The 17,560-nt window shown below is 68.4% G+C and carries 17 protein-coding genes; 10 read left to right on the plus strand and 7 right to left on the minus strand.

Annotated features, from left to right (window positions below):
* Positions 1-7: 7 nt before the first annotated feature.
* Positions 8-829: an acyl-CoA thioesterase gene (locus tag LRS03_RS09875; protein ID WP_257825266.1), complete on the plus strand. Its 822-nt coding sequence runs from the start codon at positions 8-10 to the stop codon at positions 827-829.
* Here the strand turns inward: LRS03_RS09875 and LRS03_RS09880 are convergent.
* Positions 826-1,179 (minus strand): hypothetical protein, encoded by a 354-nt coding sequence (locus LRS03_RS09880; protein WP_374685049.1) that lies wholly within the window; start codon positions 1,177-1,179, stop codon positions 826-828. The genes LRS03_RS09875 and LRS03_RS09880 overlap by 4 nt on opposite strands.
* A gap of 90 nt (positions 1,180-1,269) precedes the next feature.
* Here LRS03_RS09880 and LRS03_RS09885 point away from each other — a divergent pair, with 90 nt between their 5' ends.
* The 5 genes from LRS03_RS09885 (at position 1,270) to LRS03_RS09905 (ending at position 6,615) form a co-directional block, all read left to right on the plus strand.
* Positions 1,270-1,821 carry a YaeQ family protein gene (locus LRS03_RS09885; protein ID WP_257825267.1) on the plus strand — a complete coding sequence of 184 codons (552 nt, stop codon included), beginning with the start codon at positions 1,270-1,272 and terminating at the stop codon, positions 1,819-1,821.
* 25 nt (positions 1,822-1,846) lie between these two features.
* A complete protein-coding gene (locus tag LRS03_RS09890; protein ID WP_257825268.1) occupies positions 1,847-2,137 on the plus strand; it encodes a GNAT family N-acetyltransferase in 291 nt (96 codons plus the stop codon).
* An 80-nt stretch (positions 2,138-2,217) separates the two neighbouring features.
* Complete coding sequence (locus tag LRS03_RS09895; protein ID WP_374685100.1) at positions 2,218-4,278, plus strand: prolyl oligopeptidase family serine peptidase; 2,061 nt, start codon at positions 2,218-2,220, stop codon at positions 4,276-4,278.
* Positions 4,279-4,280: 2 nt separating this feature from the next.
* Positions 4,281-4,856 (plus strand): DUF924 family protein, encoded by a 576-nt coding sequence (locus LRS03_RS09900; protein ID WP_257825270.1) that lies wholly within the window; start codon positions 4,281-4,283, stop codon positions 4,854-4,856.
* A 142-nt stretch (positions 4,857-4,998) separates the two neighbouring features.
* A complete protein-coding gene (locus LRS03_RS09905) occupies positions 4,999-6,615 on the plus strand; it encodes a carboxylesterase/lipase family protein (RefSeq protein WP_257825271.1) in 1,617 nt (538 codons plus the stop codon).
* Between the two features lie 241 nt (positions 6,616-6,856).
* Here LRS03_RS09905 and LRS03_RS09910 read toward each other — a convergent pair whose 3' ends face one another.
* Positions 6,857-8,566: a long-chain fatty acid--CoA ligase gene (locus tag LRS03_RS09910; RefSeq protein WP_257825272.1), complete on the minus strand. Its 1,710-nt coding sequence runs from the start codon at positions 8,564-8,566 to the stop codon at positions 6,857-6,859.
* Between the two features lie 175 nt (positions 8,567-8,741).
* Between LRS03_RS09910 and LRS03_RS09915 the strand changes: the two genes are divergently transcribed.
* The 4 genes from LRS03_RS09915 to ppnP all read left to right on the plus strand — a co-directional run bounded on the left by LRS03_RS09915 (position 8,742) and on the right by ppnP (position 11,917).
* Positions 8,742-9,443 carry an Ig-like domain-containing protein gene (locus LRS03_RS09915; protein WP_257825273.1) on the plus strand — a complete coding sequence of 234 codons (702 nt, stop codon included), beginning with the start codon at positions 8,742-8,744 and terminating at the stop codon, positions 9,441-9,443.
* Entirely contained in the window at positions 9,428-11,044 is a 1,617-nt protein-coding gene (locus tag LRS03_RS09920; protein ID WP_257829476.1) for a PQQ-dependent sugar dehydrogenase, read from the plus strand. Before LRS03_RS09915 ends, LRS03_RS09920 begins: the two co-directional genes overlap by 16 nt.
* A gap of 7 nt (positions 11,045-11,051) precedes the next feature.
* A complete protein-coding gene (locus LRS03_RS09925) occupies positions 11,052-11,543 on the plus strand; it encodes a 3'-5' exonuclease (RefSeq protein WP_257825274.1) in 492 nt (163 codons plus the stop codon).
* 62 nt (positions 11,544-11,605) lie between these two features.
* Positions 11,606-11,917, plus strand: a complete 312-nt coding sequence (ppnP, locus tag LRS03_RS09930; RefSeq protein ID WP_257825275.1) for a pyrimidine/purine nucleoside phosphorylase — start codon at positions 11,606-11,608, stop codon at positions 11,915-11,917.
* Positions 11,918-12,012: 95 nt separating this feature from the next.
* Here the strand turns inward: ppnP and lspA are convergent, their stop codons facing one another.
* From lspA to LRS03_RS09955, 5 genes are all read right to left on the minus strand, one after another.
* Positions 12,013-12,501: a signal peptidase II gene (gene lspA / locus LRS03_RS09935; RefSeq protein WP_257825276.1), complete on the minus strand. Its 489-nt coding sequence runs from the start codon at positions 12,499-12,501 to the stop codon at positions 12,013-12,015.
* A gap of 2 nt (positions 12,502-12,503) precedes the next feature.
* A complete protein-coding gene (gene ileS, locus LRS03_RS09940; protein ID WP_257825277.1) occupies positions 12,504-15,347 on the minus strand; it encodes an isoleucine--tRNA ligase in 2,844 nt (947 codons plus the stop codon).
* 86 nt (positions 15,348-15,433) lie between these two features.
* Positions 15,434-16,429: a bifunctional riboflavin kinase/FAD synthetase gene (locus LRS03_RS09945; protein WP_257825278.1), complete on the minus strand. Its 996-nt coding sequence runs from the start codon at positions 16,427-16,429 to the stop codon at positions 15,434-15,436.
* 65 nt (positions 16,430-16,494) lie between these two features.
* Complete coding sequence (locus LRS03_RS09950) at positions 16,495-17,184, minus strand: pseudouridine synthase (protein ID WP_257825279.1); 690 nt, start codon at positions 17,182-17,184, stop codon at positions 16,495-16,497.
* A gap of 36 nt (positions 17,185-17,220) precedes the next feature.
* Positions 17,221-17,532 carry a hypothetical protein gene (locus tag LRS03_RS09955; protein ID WP_257825280.1) on the minus strand — a complete coding sequence of 104 codons (312 nt, stop codon included), beginning with the start codon at positions 17,530-17,532 and terminating at the stop codon, positions 17,221-17,223.
* Positions 17,533-17,560: the final 28 nt, after the last annotated feature.

The raw sequence follows: 17,560 nt of genomic DNA on the forward strand, positions 1-17,560 counted from the left end.
ACCCTTCATGAGCTCTCTCACTCCTTTGTCCACCTTGCTCGCCGGGCGCCGCCGCCAGGCGCACGACGTCAGCTTCGACATCCCCGCCGACTGGCTGCAAGGCCGCACCTCCTTCGGCGGCCTCATCTCCACGCTGGCCGTGCAGGCGATGCGCGACGTGGCCGGCCGCGACTGGCCCGCCACGGTGAAGCTGCGCGCCTTGCAGACGAGCTTCATCGGCCCGGTCGGCCTGGGGGCGATGGAGGTCAGCGTCACGCTGCTGCGCGAAGGCAAGAACATCCGCCAGGTGCAGGCCCTGGTGAAGCAGCATGGGCAGGTGTCGGCGCTGCTGCTGGGCGTCTTCGGCATCGACCGCGACACCATCGTGCCGGCCAGGTCGCCCGAGCGCCCGCCGGTGGCGCACGCGCCCGACGAGACCCCTGAGCGCTCGGTGCGCGGCGGTGCGCCGCACTTCACGCAGCACATGGACATGCGTTTCGTCGAAGGTGCCCCGCCCTTCTCGGGCCAGCACAGCGAGCTGAGCAAGATCCACCTTCGACTCAAGGCCGAGCCGGTGCCCATCGACCTGGAACTGCTGACGGTGCTGCTGGCCGACGTGCCGCCGGCGCCGGTGCTGAGCAACTTCACCCAGCCGACACCGGCCAGTTCGGTGTCGTGGGAACTGGAACTGCGCCCGCTTGCCCAGGCACCCGCCGTCGATGGCTGGTGGCGGGTCGACACCGACGTGCTCGCCTCCGGCGGCGGCTACGTCAACCAGGTCACCCGGCTGTGGGCGCCCGGCGGCGAGCTCGCCGCGCTGGGCTACCAGGTGGTCGCGGTCTACGGTTAGTCGCTGGCGTCCTTCGCCGCCGCCTTCTTGGCCGGTGCCTTCTTCGCGGCAGCCTTCTTCGCGGCGGGCTTCTCGCCGCCGTCCAGCGCCTGGGTCAGCAGTTCGGCGAGGAGGCCGTTGACGCCACCTTCGTGCGCGCTGCCGCGCTCGTTGATCCGCTTCACCAGCTCGCTTGGCAGCTTGCAGGCAAACGGCACCAGGCCGAGCGCCGCATCGCGCGCACGGCGCTCGCGCTTGTCGAGCGCCTCGGCAGCCCCTTGCGCAAAGCGGTCGGGCACGCCGGCGGCCTTCATGCGGCCGGCCACTTTCAGGCCGAGGTTCTTGGCGAGGTCGAATTTTTTCAGGCTCATGGCTTGCGTCTCCGCTCGTGCGAGGGTCGCCATTCTCGCTTCCCCGGCGGTGGTCTAATGCCCGGCTCCACCTCTCGGCGACAAGACTCCATGGCCCTCAAGGCAACGATCTACAAGGCACAGATCCAACTGGCCGACATGGATCGCAGCATCTATGGCGACCACAACGTGACCATCGCGCGCCACCCGTCGGAAACCGACGAGCGCATGATGATCCGGCTGCTCGCCTTCGCGCTCAACGCGCCCGCCGACGACCACCACGGCGCCCTTGAATTCGCCAAGGACTTGTGGGACGTGGACGAGCCCAGCCTCTGGCAGAAAGACCTCACGGGCCAGATCGTGCAGTGGATCGACCTCGGCCAGCCCGACGACAAACGCATCATGAAAGCCAGCCCGCGCGCCGAGCGGGTGGCGGTCTACAGCTTCACCCACAGCACGCCCATCTGGTGGAGCGGCATCGCGACGAAGATCACGCGCACCAGCAACGTGACGGTGTGGCAGGTGCCAGCCGAGCAGAGCCAGGCGCTTGCGGCACTGGCGCAGCGCACGATGCAGCTGCAGGTGACGGTGCAGGACGGCACGGTCTGGGTGGGCGACGGCGCGCAGAGCGTCGAAATCACCCCGCAGCGCCTCTACGGTTAGGGCCTGGGCCAATAATGGGCCCACCATGACCGACACCCCCGCCTACACCGTCTCGCACAACGCCGCCGAGCATCGCTTCGAGGTCCCCCTCGACGGCCAGCTCGCGGTGGCCGAATACCGGATGCCCAGCCGCTCGGTGATGCGGCTCACGCACACCGAAGTGCCGCAGGCCCTCGAAGGCCGCGGCATCGCGGGTGCGCTCGCCAGGGCCGCCATGGCGCATGCGCGCGAGCACCAGCTCAAGATCGACGCGCAATGCCCCTACATGCGCGCCTACATGGACAAGCACCCCGAGACGCACGACCTGCGCGCATGAAGCTCGTCGCCCGGCTCACCCGCTTCTTCGCCCGCGTGGCCACGATCCCGCCGATTCTTCTCTTCGCCAGCCTCCCCGCCATGTCACAGAACCCTGCCGCGCCCGACAGCACCGACCCGTTCCTCTGGCTGGAAGACGTGCAGGGCGACAAGGCGCTCGACTGGGTACGCGAACGCAACGCCATCTCGCAGAAGGTGCTGATGGCAGAGCCCGGCTTCGAGCAGACGCGCACGCAGCTGCTCGAAGTGCTGAACGCGAAGGACCGCATCCCCAACGTCACGCGCCGCGGCGACTGGCTCTACAACTTCTGGCAGGACGAAAAGAACAAGCGCGGCCTGTGGCGCCGCACCACGCTCGCCGACTACCGCAACGCCGCGCCGAAATGGGAGACGGTGCTCGACCTCGACGCGCTCGGCGCCACCGAGAACGAGAACTGGGTCTGGGGTGGCGCCGTGTGCCTGGGCCCGAGCTACCGCCACTGCCTGATTTCACTGTCGCGCGGCGGGGCCGACGCGAAGGTGGTGCGTGAGTTCGACGCGGCCAGGAAGGAGTTCGTGAAAGACGGCTTCACCCTGCCCGAGTCGAAGGGCGACGTCGACTGGATCGACGAGAACACGATCTACGTCGCCACCGACTTCGGCCCGGGCTCGATGACCGATTCGGGCTACCCGCGTGTCATCAAGCGCTGGCAGCGCGGCACGCCGCTCGGCGCGGCGGTGACGGTGTTCGAGGGCGAGCCGAAAGACGTCGCCGTGCACGTGAGCGTGGACCCGACGCCCGGCTTCGAGCGCACGGTGTTCTACCGCTCGCTCGACTTCTACAACAGCAAGGTCTTCCTGCTGCAGAAAGACCAGCTCGTGCCGCTCGACATCCCGAGCGACGCCAGCCCGGCCTTCATGCGCGACACGCTGCTGCTGCACCTGCGCAGCGACATGGCGGTCGGCGACCAGCGTTTCCCGGCCGGCTCCCTGCTGCACACCAACGCCTTGGCCTACACGCAAGGCGAGCGCAAGCTGGCCGCGCTTTTCACGCCGACGGCCACACGCTCACTCTCGGGCTACACCGCCACGAAGAGCCATGTGCTGCTCAACATCATCGACAACGTGGCGGGCAAGCTGGAGCAGTGGCACAAGCGCGGAGACAGCTTCACACGCCGCGAGGTCAACGCGCCCTACCCCGGTTCGCTCGGCGTGAGCGCCTTGCACGACCCCCTCATCCAGAACGACCCGCTGGCCGAGGCCTACTGGCTGAGCTACACCGATTTCCTTACGCCCGATTCGCTTTACCTCGGCAGCACGGCCGACGACAAGCGAGAACTCCTGAAGTCGCGCGGGGCCTTGTTCGACAGCAGCGGCATGCGCGCAGAGCAGCGCTTCGCCACCTCGAAAGACGGCACCCGCGTCCCGTACTTCGTGGTGTGGCCGAAAGGCGCCACGGCGGACGGCACGAACCCGACCCTGCTCTACGGCTACGGCGGCTTCGAGATCTCGCTCAAGCCGTGGTACTCGGGCGGCTTCGGCCGCTCGTGGTACCGGCGCGGGGGCGTGCTGGTGGTGGCCAACATCCGCGGTGGCGGCGAATACGGCCCGGCCTGGCACCAGGCGGCCGTCAAGGCGAACAAGCAGCGCAGCTACGACGACTTCATCGCGGTGGCGGAAGACCTGGTCAAGCACAAGATCACCTCGCCCAGGCACCTCGGCATCATGGGCGGCAGCAACGGCGGCCTGCTGGTGGGCGCGGCCGTCACGCAGCGGCCCGATCTCTTCAACGCGGTGGTGTGCCAGGTGCCGCTGCTCGACATGCGGCGCTACCACACGCTGCTGGCCGGTGCGTCGTGGATGGCCGAGTACGGCAACCCCGACCAGCCCGACGAGTGGGCGTTCATCTCGGCCTACAGCCCGTACCAGAACGTGAAGCCGGGCGTGAAATACCCGCGGGTTCTCTTCACCACGTCCACGCGCGACGACCGGGTGCACCCCGGCCATGCGCGCAAGATGGCCGCGCGCATGCTGGCGCAAGGCCACGACATCCTCTACTACGAAAACATCGAAGGTGGCCACGGCGGCGCCGCCGACAACGAGCAGCGCGCGCACCTGCAGGCGCTGGAATACAGCTACCTGTGGCAGCAGCTGGGGCGCTGAGCATGGACGCACAGGCACGAGAGGTTTTGCAGTTCTGGTTCGGCGACGGCCCGCCGTACGCCGACCGGCCGGAGTGGTTTCGCAAGAGCGACGCGTTCGACCGCGAGATCGAACGCCGCTTCGCGCCGCTGATCGAGACGGCGCTGAAAGACGGGCTGCAGGCCTGGGCGGGCGAGGCGCACACGGCGCTGGCGCGCGTCCTCGTGCTCGACCAGTTCACCCGCAACGTCTACCGCAACACGCCCAGAGCCTTCGCCGGCGATCCGCTCGCGCTGGCCGCGGCGCAAGCGATGGTGAGTGGCGGCCAGGACCGCAGCCTCGCCCCCGTGCAACGGGTCTTCGTCTACCTGCCCTTCGAGCATGCCGAAGACCCGGCCGCGCAAGACACCTCGGTACAACTCTTCGGCGCGCTCGCCCGCGAAGCGCCCGAGGCCGGCTCCGGCTGGCTGGACTACGCCCGCCGCCACCAGGAGATCGTGGCCCGCTTCGGCCGCTTCCCCCACCGCAACACGATTCTTGGACGCCCGTCCACTCCAGAGGAAATCGACTTCCTGCGCCAGCCCGGTTCGTCGTTCTGAATTGGGGTTTCAACACCATTCCGGCCGGCTTCACTTGTACTGAATTGCTGTCTCGGGCCATCGCTTTTCCGACTCGCGGGCAGGGTTGACGGGGGGCAAACTCCAAAACTGCACAGCCGTGCAACCAACTTGGAGCAGTCCCTTGAACACCAAATCCTTCTGGTCCACCGCGCTGGTCGGCCTCGCCCTGGCGGCGGGCCTGTCCGCCTGCGGTGGCAATTCCGACGAGGTCGAAACCACCACCGCCAGCGGTGTGGTGCGCGGCTCGATCAGCGGCAACACCCTGCGCTACCTGGGCATCCCGTATGCGGCACCGCCAGTGGGCAACCTGCGCTGGCGTGCCCCGGCCGCCGTCACCGCCTGGAGCGGCGTGCGCGATTCCAAGTCGTTCGGCCCGCACTGCGCGCAGCCGGGCACGGCCTTCGGCGCCGCCTCGACCAGCGAAGACTGCCTCTACCTCAACGTCTACGCCCCCAAGACACCCGGCAACTACCCGGTGATGGTGTGGATCCACGGCGGCGCGTTCTACCTCGGGCTGTCGAACGCCTACAACCCCGAGCGCCTGGTCGCCCAGGGCAATGTGGTGGTCACGATCAACTACCGCCTGGGTGCGCTCGGCTTCATGGCGCACCCCCAACTCAGCGCCGAGCAGACCGGCGCCTCCGGCAACTACGCCCTGATGGACCAGCAGGCTGCGCTGCGCTGGGTGCGCGACAACATCGCCAACTTCGGTGGCAACCGCAACAACGTCACCATCTTCGGTGAGTCGGCCGGCGGCTTCAGCGTGCATGCGCACCTGGCCTCGCCCGGATCGACCGGCCTCTTCCACAAGGCCATCATCCAGAGCGGCGCCTACGCCTTCAGCGCCGCCGCCCAGCCGACCCTGCCGCAATCGGAAGCCGTCGGCACCGCCATCGGCACCGCCTTCGGCTGCACCGGCATGAACAACACCGTGGCCTGCCTGCGCAGCATCCCGGTGGCCTCGCTGCTGACCGCCCAGGCGACCGCGTGGCCCTCCGGCCCGATCCCCTCGGTCGACACCGCGGTGCTGCCGGCGTCGGTGTACGCCCGCATCGCAGGCGGCAACTACAACCGCGTGCCGCTGATCCAGGGCGCGACGCGCGACGAGTGGCGCCTCTTCGTCGCCCTCGACGAAGTGACGGCCCCGACGATGGCCAAGCCCTACCTCGGCGCCGCGCTCAACGCCGGCAACTACCAGGCGGCGATTGCCGGCACCTTCCCGTACCTGGCCGCCGCGCCGTTCCCGGCAGGCTTCGTCAACACGCTGGCCACCACACCGTACAACCCGGCCCTCTACGGCGGCAACCACAGCGTGGCGCTCGGCGCCCTGGGCACCGACCTGCTGTTCGCCTGCAACTCGCGCCTCTCGGCCAAGCTTCAGGAAGCCAACGCCAGCGTGTACGTGTACGAGTTCGCCGACGACACGGTGCCGGCGTTCATCCCCGGCCGCAGCTTCCCGATGGGCGCCGCGCACACGACCGAGCTGAACTACCTGTTCGACACCGGCAGTTTCACCCGCACCGCCGCGCAGGACGCCGTGGCCGCCTCGTTGGTGTCGCACTGGTCGCGCTTCGCCGCGACCGGCAACCCGAACCCGGCGGCCACGCCGACCGCCTGGCCGGCCTTCGGCGCCACCGACCAGATCCTGCAATACAACCCGGTCGGCACTACGCTGCTGCCCGATGCGACCTTCAGCGCCACGCACCGTTGCTCCACGGTGTGGACACCGGGCGTCTGATCGCCAGGCGATCGAACAACAAGGTGGGGAGAGAGGGCCGGCGAAAGCCGGCCCTTTTTTCATGGTGAAGCAGAACCTGGCCAGCGCAGCGGGCCGAGCGCCGGGCCGCCCCAAGCCGGCCCCCGCGAGCCGCGAGACGCGGCTCGCACTCCGGCCGTCCATGCCCGCGCAGGCGGGCATGGAGCCGCGGCCTACGTTCCCCTCGGGGGACCGGCCGACATACTCGTCGGCCGAGGGGTCGTCATGTCGCTTCTTGATCCTGCAGCAAGCGCCACATGACCTTGCCCGAGCCCGACTTGGGCAGGCTGTCGACGAACTGCACGATCTTCGGCACCTTGTAGGCCGCCATGTGGTCGCGCGACCAGGCCATGATGTCTTCGCCCGTCGTCTTGCCCTTGGCCTCCGCACGCAGCACGACCACCGCCTTGACTGTCTCGCCGCGATAGGCGTCCTTCGCGGAAATGATGCAGGCCTCCTGCACCGCCGGATGCTTGTACAAGAGCATCTCCACTTCCGCCGGCCAGACCTTGAAGCCGCTTGCGTTGATCATGCGCTTCAGGCGATCGGTGATGAAGAAGTAGCCTTCCTCGTCCATGCGCCCGAGGTCGCCGGTGCGGAAGAACTTCTTGCCTTCGAACTCGATGAAGACGGCAGCCGTGGCATCGGGCTGGCGCCAGTAGCCTTTGAAGACCTGAGGGCCGCTGCTGATGATCTCGCCGATCTCGCCGGGCGGCAGTTCCTTGAGCGTGGTCGGGTCGACCACACGTGAGTCGACGCCGAAGATCGGGATGCCCAGGCACTGCGGCTTGGCGCGCTCGGGCGGATTGCCGTGCGTGGCGGCCGAGGTCTCTGTGAGGCCGTAGCCTTCGGCGAACACGATGCCGAATTCCTTTTCGAGCCGATCGGCGATGGCCGCCGGCATGGAAGCGCCGCCGCCGTTCATGAACTTCAGGCTGGAGAGATCGAAGCTCTTGTAGTTGGGGCTGCCGAAGAGGTCGATCACCATCGTCGGGATGCAGGTCCAGTGCGTGATCTTGTAGCGCGAGATCAGGCGGCCGACGAGTTCGCGGTCCCAGCGCGGCACCATCACCACCGTCGAGCCGGCAAAAACGCCCGCCGACATGCCGACCATGCCGGTAATGTGGAACATCGGCACCACGCCGAGCGCCACCGCCTCCGGCCCGCCGTGCGCCCACTGGATGCCGCAGCTGTTGTGCATCACGGTGCGATGCGTATGCATGCAGCCCTTGGGGTTGCCGGTGGTGCCCGAGGTGTAGGGCAGCACGGCCAGGTCATCGGGCTTGGCGGTGTGCGGGCCAGGCGACAGCTTCTGCGCCAGCGCGTCGTTCCACATCAGGTACTGCGCGCTGCCTTGGCCGGCAGCAGGCAGCACCGGCTCGCTGCGCAGCCAGGCCTCGACCGGCGCGGCCGGCGCGTCGGCCGGGTCGATGGCGCCGGGCGGGTGCATCGCATCGGAATAGCGCGTCACGAGCACGTGCGACATGCGCTTGTCCTGCGGCAGCGCGCCGTTGGCCGTCTCGACGATGGCGGCCAGGTCGGCGCCGCAGATCGCGACCCGGGCCTCGGGGTCGGTGATGTAGTGGCCGAGTTCGTCGGCCTTGTTCATCGGATTGACCGGCACCACCACGGCGTTAGCGCGCAGGATGCCGAAGAAGGCAGCCAGGAACTGCGGGCAGTTCTGCATGTACAGCAGCACCCGGTCCCCGGCCTTCACACCCGCGCTCTGCAGCCAGCCGGCCACGTGGTCGGCATCGTCATGCAGCTGTGCGTAGCTCATCGGCTTGCCGAAGAAGATGGTCGCCGCCTTCTCGGGGAAGCGCTGGGCGGTCACGAAGAGGTTGAACCACAACGAGGTGGCCGGGACGACCAGCTCACGCGGCAGGCGGCGCGGCCAGATGCGTTCGTGGGGACGGGATGCTGCTTCAGACACGTGAACTCCTTGAGACGGAAGGTTGGTTTCGAGAGAACGGTATGGCCTGAAGCATGGCAGTGCGGAAGGGTCGGGGCGGCTACGGACAAACCCTAGCGCGGCATGAGGGTTGCCCTCGTCCTTGCCGAGCGCTGCCGTGCCATCGGGCGCTCGCATCCCCGTCGAGGAGCATTCCATGAACACACGCTCGATCCTGCGCACCGCGCTGCGCCCCCTCATTTGCAGTGTCAGCACGCTGGCGCTGATCGCCTGCGGCGGCGGCGACGACCCGGTCACGCCGCCGAGCGGCAACCAAGCACCCGTCATCACCCTCGCGAGCCCGGCCGCCGATGCGACCTACCGCGCCGGTGACAACATCACGGTCAGCGCCGCCGCCACCGACCGCGAAGACGGCCCCCTCGCGGCGAACCGCCTCACGTGGTGGATCGACCTGCACCACGACACCCACAGCCACCCCGCCCAACCGGTCACCAATGGAGGAAGCGGTACGTTCCAGACGCCGGTGCGCACCGAGGTGTCGGCCAACGTCTGGTACCGCGTGCACGTGCGCGCGGTCGACAGCGCCGGGCGCACCACGGAGGTCACGCGCGACGTGCGCCCGCAGACCGCCGAGGTCACGCTCGCCAGCCAACCCCCGGGCTGCGGCTCACGCTCGACGGCCAGCCCGTCACCACACCGCACAGCTTCACCGGCGTGCAAGGGGTGGAGCGCGACCTGGGTGCCGCCGCGCAGGTGGTCAACGGGCGCCGCTACACCTTCAGCGGCTGGAGCGACGGCGGTGCCGCCACGCACACGATCGGCACGCCCACCACCAACACCACCTACACCGCTACCTTCGACGACGCCGGCCCGTCCGACAACATGCCGCCCTCGGTGACGCTGAACGCCGCCACGAGCGGCGTGGTCGGCACCGCGGTGGCGCTGTCGGCGACGGCGGCCGACAGCGATGGCGCCGTCGCCCGCGTGCAGTTCTTCGACGGCGGCACGCTGCTCGGAGAAGACGCCAGTGCGCCGTTCGAATGGTCATGGGCACCCACCAGCGCCGGCGTCCACAGCCTCACCGCCCGCGCCACCGACGACGCCGGCGACAGCAGCACCAGCGCCGCGATCGCCGTGACGGTGATCGACAACACCACCGCCGACAACCAGCCGCCCACCGTCACGCTCGCCAATCCGCCCCACCTTGCCGCAGCGGTGACGGGCACGGTGACCGTCAGCGCCACCGCCTCCGACAACGTCGGCGTGGCCGCGGTCGAGTTCCAGGTCGACGGCATGCCGCTCGGCAGCGAGGACACGAGCGCCCCGTACGAAGCCGCGTGGGACACCTCGGCCTTCCCCGCCGGCCAGCACGTCGTGCGGACCCGGGCACGCGACGCCGCGGGCAACGTCTCGCCGTGGCGCAGCGCCACGGTACAGGTCGTCGGCAGCGCCTCCGTGCCGCAGGGCTTCACGCTGCAAAGCGATTGGATCGGCGGCCTCAACAACGCCACCGCGTTCGTGCAGGCGCCCGACGGTCGCTTCTTCATCGCCGAGCAAGGCGGGCGCGTGCGCATCGCGAGTGCGAGCGGCCAGTTCCAGGCGCTGCCCTTCATCAACCTCAACGTCGACGACAACGGCGAGCGTGGCCTCATCGGGATCACGCTCCACCCCGGCTTCCCGCAGCCGGCCTGGATCTATGTGCACTACACACGCGGCCAGGGCCGCCCCAACAACCGCGTCGCGCGCTTCCAGTACGGCGATCTTGTCGTGGGCTCGGAAGACCGCTTGATCGACCTGCCCGACCTGTCGAGCGCCACCAACCACAACGGCGGCGCCCTCCACTTCGGCGCCGACGGCAAGCTCTACATCGGCGTGGGCGACAACGCCACCTCCAGCCACGCACCCGACTTGTCGACGCCCTTCGGCAAGCTGCTGCGCATCGACCCCGACGGCCGCATCCCAAGCGACAACCCCTACTACGACAGCCAGAGCGGCATCGCCCGCGCCATCTGGGCGAGCGGCCTGCGCAACCCGTTCACCTTCGCGGTGGAGCCTGGCACCGGCCGCATCTTCATCAACGACGTCGGTGCGGCGGATTGGGAAGAGATCAACCTCGGCGCGCCCGGTGCCAACTACGGCTGGCCCGCCACCGAAGGCCCGACCAACGCGGCCGGCGTGACCGCACCGCTCTTCGCCTACCGGCACGACCCCGCCAACCCGCCAGGCTCCGGAAGCGGCGGCTTCTTCACCGGGCAGTCGATCGCCGGCGGCGCGTTCTACCCGGCGACCGGCGGCAGCTTCCCGGCAGCCTACCGGCGCAACTACTTCTTCGCCGACCACGTGGCCGGCACGGTCGGCCGGCTCGACCCCGCGAACGGCAATGCGGCGTATGCTTTCGCGAGCCTCGGCGGAAACCCGGTGGACATGCTCGTCGGCAACGACGGCGCGCTCTACGTGTTGACCCGAACCGGCATCACGCGCATCGCCCCGACCCCTTGATCGCACCTTGATCGACCTGCCCCCCATCCTCGATGTCGAAGCCTCCGGGTTCGGCCGACACAGCTACCCCATCGAGGTGGGCTACGTGCTGCCCGACGGCAGCAGCTACTGCAGCCTGATCCGCCCGCTCCCGCACTGGACGCACTGGGACCCGGCAGCCGAAAGCGTGCACCACATCCGCCGCGACGTGCTGGTGCAGCACGGCCGCGACGTGCAGGACGTCGCCCGTACCCTCAACGACGCGCTGCGCGGGCGCACCGTCTTCAGCGACGGCTGGGCGCACGACTACCCCTGGCTGGCGGCGCTCTATGAAGAAGCCGATCTGGTGCCGAGCTTCAGGCTCGAGAGCCTGCGTGGCCTCTTGAGCGAAGAAGAGGCCTCGCAATGGGAGGCTACCCGCCAGGCCGTGATGCGTGAGCACCGGATCGAGCGCCACCGCGCGAGCACCGACGCACGATTGCTGCAGAGCACGCTGCGCCGCCTGCGGCAAGCGGCGTGATCGCATCCGGCGGCACCTAGAATTGCGCCTCTTCCGCAAGGCTCTCAACCAGGTTCCCGAGCATGACCGACAAGATCAACGCCACCATCACCACCCGTGCCAACGTCTACTTCGACGGCAAGTGCGTCTCGCACAGCATCCAGTTGCCCGACGGCACGAAGAAGAGCGTGGGCGTGATCCTGCCCTCGTCGCTGCGCTTCAGCACCGGCGAACCCGAGGTGATGGAACTGGTGGAAGGCGTGTGCCGCGTCAAGTACGCAGGCAGCGACAACTGGCTGCCGTATTCGGCGGGGCAGTCGTTCAGCGTGCCGGGCAAATCGCACTTCGACATCGAAGTGACGCAAACGCTGCACTACATCTGCCACTTCGGTTGAAGATGTGAGCCCCTCGGTCGCGAGTACGCGACCGATCCCCCGAGGGGATGCGGGCCGGCTTGGGGGCGCCCGGCGCTCGGCCCGCCCCGCTTCGTTCACCGGCCGCGACGGACTCTCAGCAGCTCGTCGAGGATCAGGAGCGCAGCGCCCGCGGTGATCGCGCTGTCGGCCACGTTGAACGACGGGAAGTAGTACTTCGCACCCCAGTGCACCTGGATGAAGTCGACCACGTAGCCGTGCAGCATGCGGTCGACCACGTTGCCGATCGCCCCACCGAGGATCAGCGACAGCGCCCAGGCAAACATCTTCTGGCCGCCGTGCGAGCGCAACATCCAGACGATGAAGATCGCGGCGGCAATGCCCAGCCCGATGAAGAACCAGCGCTGCCAGCCCGACGCCCCGGCGAGAAACGAAAACGCCGCGCCGGTGTTGTGGGCCCGCACGATGTTGAAGAACGACGTGATGTAGGTGCTGTCGCCGTACTGGTAGTGCTGCAGGATCAGGGTCTTGGTGATCTGGTCGAGCACGATCACCACGAGCGCGATCGCCAGCCACGGCAGCAGATTGGCCTTCGGGTTCGCCATGCTCAGGCCACCTTGCGGGGTTCGCCCGCGCCGTAGAGGTTGCTCGTGCAGCGGCCGCAGATCGTCGGGTGGGCCGCGTCGTGGCCCACGTCGTGGCGGTAGTGCCAGCAGCGCTCGCACTTGGTGGCGGTCGAGGGTGTCACCTTGACCGACAGTCCGGCCCCTTCGAGCAGGCGTGCCGCCGAGGTGATGGTCACGAACTTCAGGTCGTCGCCGAGCGAGGCCAGCAGCGCGTGATCGTCGGCCCCGGCCGTGATGTCGAGCGTGGCCTGCAGCGACGAACCCACCTTGCCATCGGTGCGCACCGCTTCGATTTCCTTGTTGGCCAGATCGCGCACCTCGTGGATGCGGTTCCACTTCGCCACCAGCGCCTCATCGGCCCAGCCCGCCACGTCGCTGTAGGTCTCGGTGAAGATCGACGGCGACACACCCGGCGCAAACACCTTCCACGCCTCCTCGGCCGTGAAGCTCAGGAACGGCGCCATCCAGCGCAGCATCGCATGCGTGATGTGCCAGAGCGCCGTCTGCGCACTGCGGCGGGCATGCGACTTCGGCGCGGTCGTGTAGAGCCGGTCCTTCAGCACGTCGAGGTAGAAGGCGCCGAGGTCTTCGCTGCAGTAGACCTGCAACTTGGCCACCACCGGGTGGAACTCGTAGACCTCGTAGTGCGCCAGCACCTCGGCCTGGAAAGCCGCAGCGCGTGCGAGCGCGTAGCGGTCGATCTCCAGCATCTCGGCCAACGGCACCGCGTCCTTCGCCGGATCGAAGTCGCTGGTGTTGGCCAGCAGGAAGCGCAAGGTGTTGCGGATGCGGCGATACGCATCGACCACCCGCGCGAGGATCTTGTCGTCGCCGGCGATGTCGCCCGAGTAGTCGCTGGCGGCCACCCACAGGCGGATGATCTCGGCGCCGAGCTTGTTGCTCACCTCTTGCGGCTCGATGCCGTTCTTGAGGCTCTTGCTCATCTTGCGGCCCTGGCTGTCGACGGTGAAGCCGTGCGTCAACAGGCCGCGGTACGGCGCACGCCCTTCGAGCGCGCAGGCGATGAGCAGCGACGAGTGGAACCAGCCGCGGTGCTGGTCATGGCCTTCGAGGTAGAGGTCGGCCTCGGGCCCGGTCTCGTGCCGGCCGCCTTCGTGGCTGCCGCGCAGCACGTGGAAGAAGGTCGAGCCGGAGTCGAACCACACGTCGAGGATGTCGGCGCTCTTCGTGTAGTGGGCGGCTTCGGCACCCAGCCATTCGGCCGGGTCGAGCTTGGACCAGGCCTCGATGCCGCCCTTCTCGACGAGATCGGCCGCACGGTCGATGAACTCCATCGTGTTCGGGTGCAGCTCGCCGGTGTCCTTGTGCAGGAAGAAGGGCAGCGGCACGCCCCAGCTGCGCTGGCGGCTGATGCACCAGTCGGGCCGATTGGCGATCATGTCGCGCAGGCGGGCGCGGCCGTTCTCCGGGTAGAAGCCGGTCGCATCGATCGCTTCGAGCGCCGTCTGGCGCAGGGTCTTCGGTGCCTTGTCTTTGGTGAAGACACCCTCGCCTTCGTCCATGCGCACAAACCACTGCGCCGCGGCGCGGTAGATCACCGGCGTCTTGTGGCGCCAGCAGTGCGGGTAGCTGTGCACGAGCTTGGCGGTGTTGAAGAGACGGCCGTGGTCGCGCAGCGTCTCGGTGATCTTCGCCGCAGCCTTCCAGATGTTCTGGCCGCCGAAGAGCGGCAGGCTCGCTTCGTATGCGCCGTTGCCCTGCACCGGGTTCAGGATGTCGTCGAGCGCGAGGCCATGCGCACGGCAGGAGTTGAAGTCTTCGATGCCGTAGGCGGGTGCGGAGTGGACGATGCCGGTGCCGTCTTCCGCGGTCGCGTAGTCGGCCAGGTAGACCGGGCTCAGGCGATCGTAGCCAGGGTCCACATGCGCCAGCGGGTGGTGGAAGTTGAGGCCCGCGAGGTTCTTGCCGAGCGTCGTGGCGACCACCTTGCCTTCGAGGCCGAAGCGCGCCAGGCACTTCTCGACCAGCGCCGAGGCCAGCAGCAAGAGGCCACGCTCGGTGTCGACCAGCGCGTATTCGAACTCGGGGTTGAGGTTGAGTGCCTGGTTGGCGGGGATGGTCCACGCGGTGGTGGTCCAGATGACGACGAAGGCGTCTTTCTCGATCTTGGGCAAACCAAACGCGGCAGCCAGCTTCTCCGGTTCGGCCGACTTGAAGCCCACGTCGACCGTGTGCGAGGTCTTGTCGGCGTACTCGATCTCGAACTCGGCCAACGACGAGCCGCAGTCGAAGCACCAGTACACCGGCTTCAGGCCACGGTAGACGAAGCCGCGCTCCATCACCCGCTTCAGCGCGCGGATCTCGCCGGCCTCGTTGCCGAAGTCCATCGTGCGGTACGGGTGCTCCCAGTCACCCAGCACGCCCAGGCGCTTGAAGTCGACCATCTGCTGCGCGATCTGCTCGGTGGCATAGGCACGACTCTTGGCCTGCACCTCGTCGCGCGGCAGGCCACGGCCGAAGGTCTTCTCGATCTGGTTTTCGATCGGCAGGCCGTGGCAGTCCCAGCCCGGCACGTAGAGCGCGTCGAAGCCCTTCAACTGCCGCGCCTTGGTGATCATGTCCTTCAGGATCTTGTTGACCGCATGGCCCATGTGCAGCTGGCCGTTCGCATAGGGCGGGCCGTCGTGCAGGATGAACTTCGGCGCGCCATGGCGCGCTTCGCGCAGGCGCTTGTAGATGCCCTGCTGCTCCCATTCCTTGACCCAGCCCGGCTCGCGCTTGGGCAGGTCGCCGCGCATGGGGAACGGGGTGTCGGGCAGGTTGAGGGTGGCCCGGTAGTCGGTGGTGGAAGTCTTGTCGGTCATGGCACTTGCACGCGACGAATGGCGTGCCTCGGGGAGTTCAGGGTCGGCCGCGCCGGCGGCCGGGCTCGCGATGAGAGGCGCGAGCTTTAAATTCGGTCGCGTGTGGTCTGGCGACGCTGAGCCGCGTGGGCGGCGAGGAAGTCTTGTGCGTCGCGGGCATCCTGCCGGATGGCGGCGGTCAGGGCCTCGAGCCCTTCGTAGCGCGCTTCGTCACGGATTTTGTGCAGGAGTTCCACCCGAACGATCTTACCGTAGCCCCCCTCGGGCCCCAGGTGCGCCGGCCACTCGAAGCAATGCGTCTCGAGCAGCACACGCCCGCTGTCGTCGACCGTCGGGCGCACCCCGAGGCTCGCCACGCCGGCCAGCGGCTGCTCGCCCAGGCCATGCACCAGCACCGCGAAGATCCCCATCGCCGCCGGCTTGGGATGGCGGAAGCGCACGTTGAGCGTGCGGAACCCGAGGTCGCGCCCGAGCTTCTTGCCATGCACCACGTGGCCGCTGATGCAGTAGGGCCGGCCCAGCAGCGCGGCCGCCTTGGCCATGTCACCCGCCGACAGCGCTTCGCGCACCGCCGAGCTGGAAACCCGCAGCCCGTGCACCTCGTAGCTGTTCATGCGCGCCACGTCGAAGCCCTGCGCACCGCCGGCCGCGTCGAGCATCGCGTAGTCGCCGGCTCGTTTGGCACCGAAGCGGAAGTCGTCGCCCACGAGCACGTAGCGCGCGCCCAGCCCCTGCACCAGCACGTCGTCGATGAACGCCTGCGCCGGCTGCGTGGCGAGCGCCTTGTCGAAGCGCAGCACCACCACCTGGTCGATGCCGCAGCGCTCCAGCTCGGAAAGTTTGTCGCGCAGCGTCGCGATGCGCGAGGGCGCCAACTCGGGCTTGCCGGCCAGGTGTGCGAAATAGTCGCGCGGGTGCGGCTCGAAGGTCATCACGCACGAGGGCAGGCCCCGGTGTTGCGCCTCGGAGCGCAACAGTGCCAGCATGGCCTGGTGGCCGCGGTGCACCCCGTCGAAGTTGCCGATGGTCAGCGCACAGGCGGGCGCGATGCCCGGGTGATGGATGCCTCGAAAGACTTGCATGGGCCGGGATTATCGGGCGCCGCCCGCGGGGCGGCTGTCACCTTCGGCGGGCAATTTGCCGCGGATCAGATGGCGTGCGGGCCAGGCAGCCAGCACCACTGGCCCGGCGCCAGGTCAGGCGGGAGCACGAGCTTGCCGAAGCTGCTGCGGTGCAGGCCCTCGACCCGGTTGCCCACCGCGGCCAGCATGCGCTTGACCTGGTGGTACTTGCCTTCGGTGAGGGTGAGGCGCAGCGTGGTCTCGCCGGTGGCCTCGGCCGCCGCGGCCCTCACGGTCGCAGGGTCGTCGATCAGCTTCACGCCCTCGAGCAGGCGCTGCACCTGCTCTGCCGTCACCGGGTGTTTGCAGCTCACCTCATACACCTTGGGCACGTGCTTCTTGGGCGAGGTGAGACGGTGGATCAGCGCGCCATCGTCGGTGAAGAGTAGGAGGCCGGTCGTGTCTTCGTCGAGCCGGCCGATGCTTTGCACATCGCGCCGGCGCAGCGGCGCGGGCAGCAGGCTGTAGACGCTCGGGTGGTGCTTGGGCTTCTGCGAACACTCGACGCCTGCCGGCTTATGCATCATCAGGAGCGCCCGCTCGTGGTACGCCCATTCCTCGCCGCGCACGGTGAACACGAGGCCTTCGGGGTCCACGTCCTCGAATGGGTCGTCGTGCACCACCCCACCGATGCGCACATGGCCGGTGGCGACAAGCCCTTCACATTCACGCCGGGCGCCGAAGCCCTGCGAGTACAGCACCTGACTGAGTTTCATGCGCGGATTGTCGGTGCCGGGCGCACCCCGGGGCACTCAGAGGCGCTTGAAAACGTCCCGGGCCTGCAACTCGGCCTGCAGCGAGGCGTCGAGCGGAGACCGGCACAGCCCGGCGTGGGCGTACTGCAGGTTCTCGTAGAGCTCTGCGGTCGCTGGGAAGGCCTGCAGCAGGAAGTCCAGGTCGTCGCCGGGCGGCACGTCAGCGAGTTCTTTCGACAGGTGGTCGACCACCGAGCGGTATTGGTCGGCGGCCATCGGTACGAGTCTGCGCTCCATGCGCTCCAGCAGCTGGGCCAGTGTCAGCAGAACGCGGAAACTCTCGGGGAGGGTGCGGGCAACAGCATTCATGCTCGTGAGGTGGTGACGCCCCGGCGCG

The organism is Rhizobacter sp. J219 (assembly GCF_024700055.1).
In the GTDB taxonomy this organism is placed as follows: domain Bacteria; phylum Pseudomonadota; class Gammaproteobacteria; order Burkholderiales; family Burkholderiaceae_C; genus Rhizobacter.

Excerpts from the sequence above, each read along its gene's own strand:
- LRS03_RS09875 (WP_257825266.1), top strand. The coding sequence starts at position 8 with ATGAGCTCTCTCACTCCTTTGTCCACCTTGCTCGCCGGGCGCCGCCGC.
- LRS03_RS09880 (WP_374685049.1), bottom strand. The coding sequence starts at position 1,179 with ATGAGCCTGAAAAAATTCGACCTCGCCAAGAACCTCGGCCTGAAAGTG.
- LRS03_RS09885 (WP_257825267.1), top strand. The coding sequence starts at position 1,270 with ATGGCCCTCAAGGCAACGATCTACAAGGCACAGATCCAACTGGCCGAC.
- LRS03_RS09890 (WP_257825268.1), top strand. The coding sequence starts at position 1,847 with ATGACCGACACCCCCGCCTACACCGTCTCGCACAACGCCGCCGAGCAT.
- LRS03_RS09895 (WP_374685100.1), top strand. The coding sequence starts at position 2,218 with ATGTCACAGAACCCTGCCGCGCCCGACAGCACCGACCCGTTCCTCTGG.
- LRS03_RS09900 (WP_257825270.1), top strand. The coding sequence starts at position 4,281 with ATGGACGCACAGGCACGAGAGGTTTTGCAGTTCTGGTTCGGCGACGGC.
- LRS03_RS09915 (WP_257825273.1), top strand. The coding sequence starts at position 8,742 with ATGAACACACGCTCGATCCTGCGCACCGCGCTGCGCCCCCTCATTTGC.
- LRS03_RS09920 (WP_257829476.1), top strand. The coding sequence starts at position 9,428 with ATGCCGCCCTCGGTGACGCTGAACGCCGCCACGAGCGGCGTGGTCGGC.
- ppnP (WP_257825275.1), top strand. The coding sequence starts at position 11,606 with ATGACCGACAAGATCAACGCCACCATCACCACCCGTGCCAACGTCTAC.
- lspA (WP_257825276.1), bottom strand. The coding sequence starts at position 12,501 with ATGGCGAACCCGAAGGCCAATCTGCTGCCGTGGCTGGCGATCGCGCTC.
- ileS (WP_257825277.1), bottom strand. The coding sequence starts at position 15,347 with ATGACCGACAAGACTTCCACCACCGACTACCGGGCCACCCTCAACCTG.
- LRS03_RS09945 (WP_257825278.1), bottom strand. The coding sequence starts at position 16,429 with ATGCAAGTCTTTCGAGGCATCCATCACCCGGGCATCGCGCCCGCCTGT.
- LRS03_RS09950 (WP_257825279.1), bottom strand. The coding sequence starts at position 17,184 with ATGAAACTCAGTCAGGTGCTGTACTCGCAGGGCTTCGGCGCCCGGCGT.
- LRS03_RS09955 (WP_257825280.1), bottom strand. The coding sequence starts at position 17,532 with ATGAATGCTGTTGCCCGCACCCTCCCCGAGAGTTTCCGCGTTCTGCTG.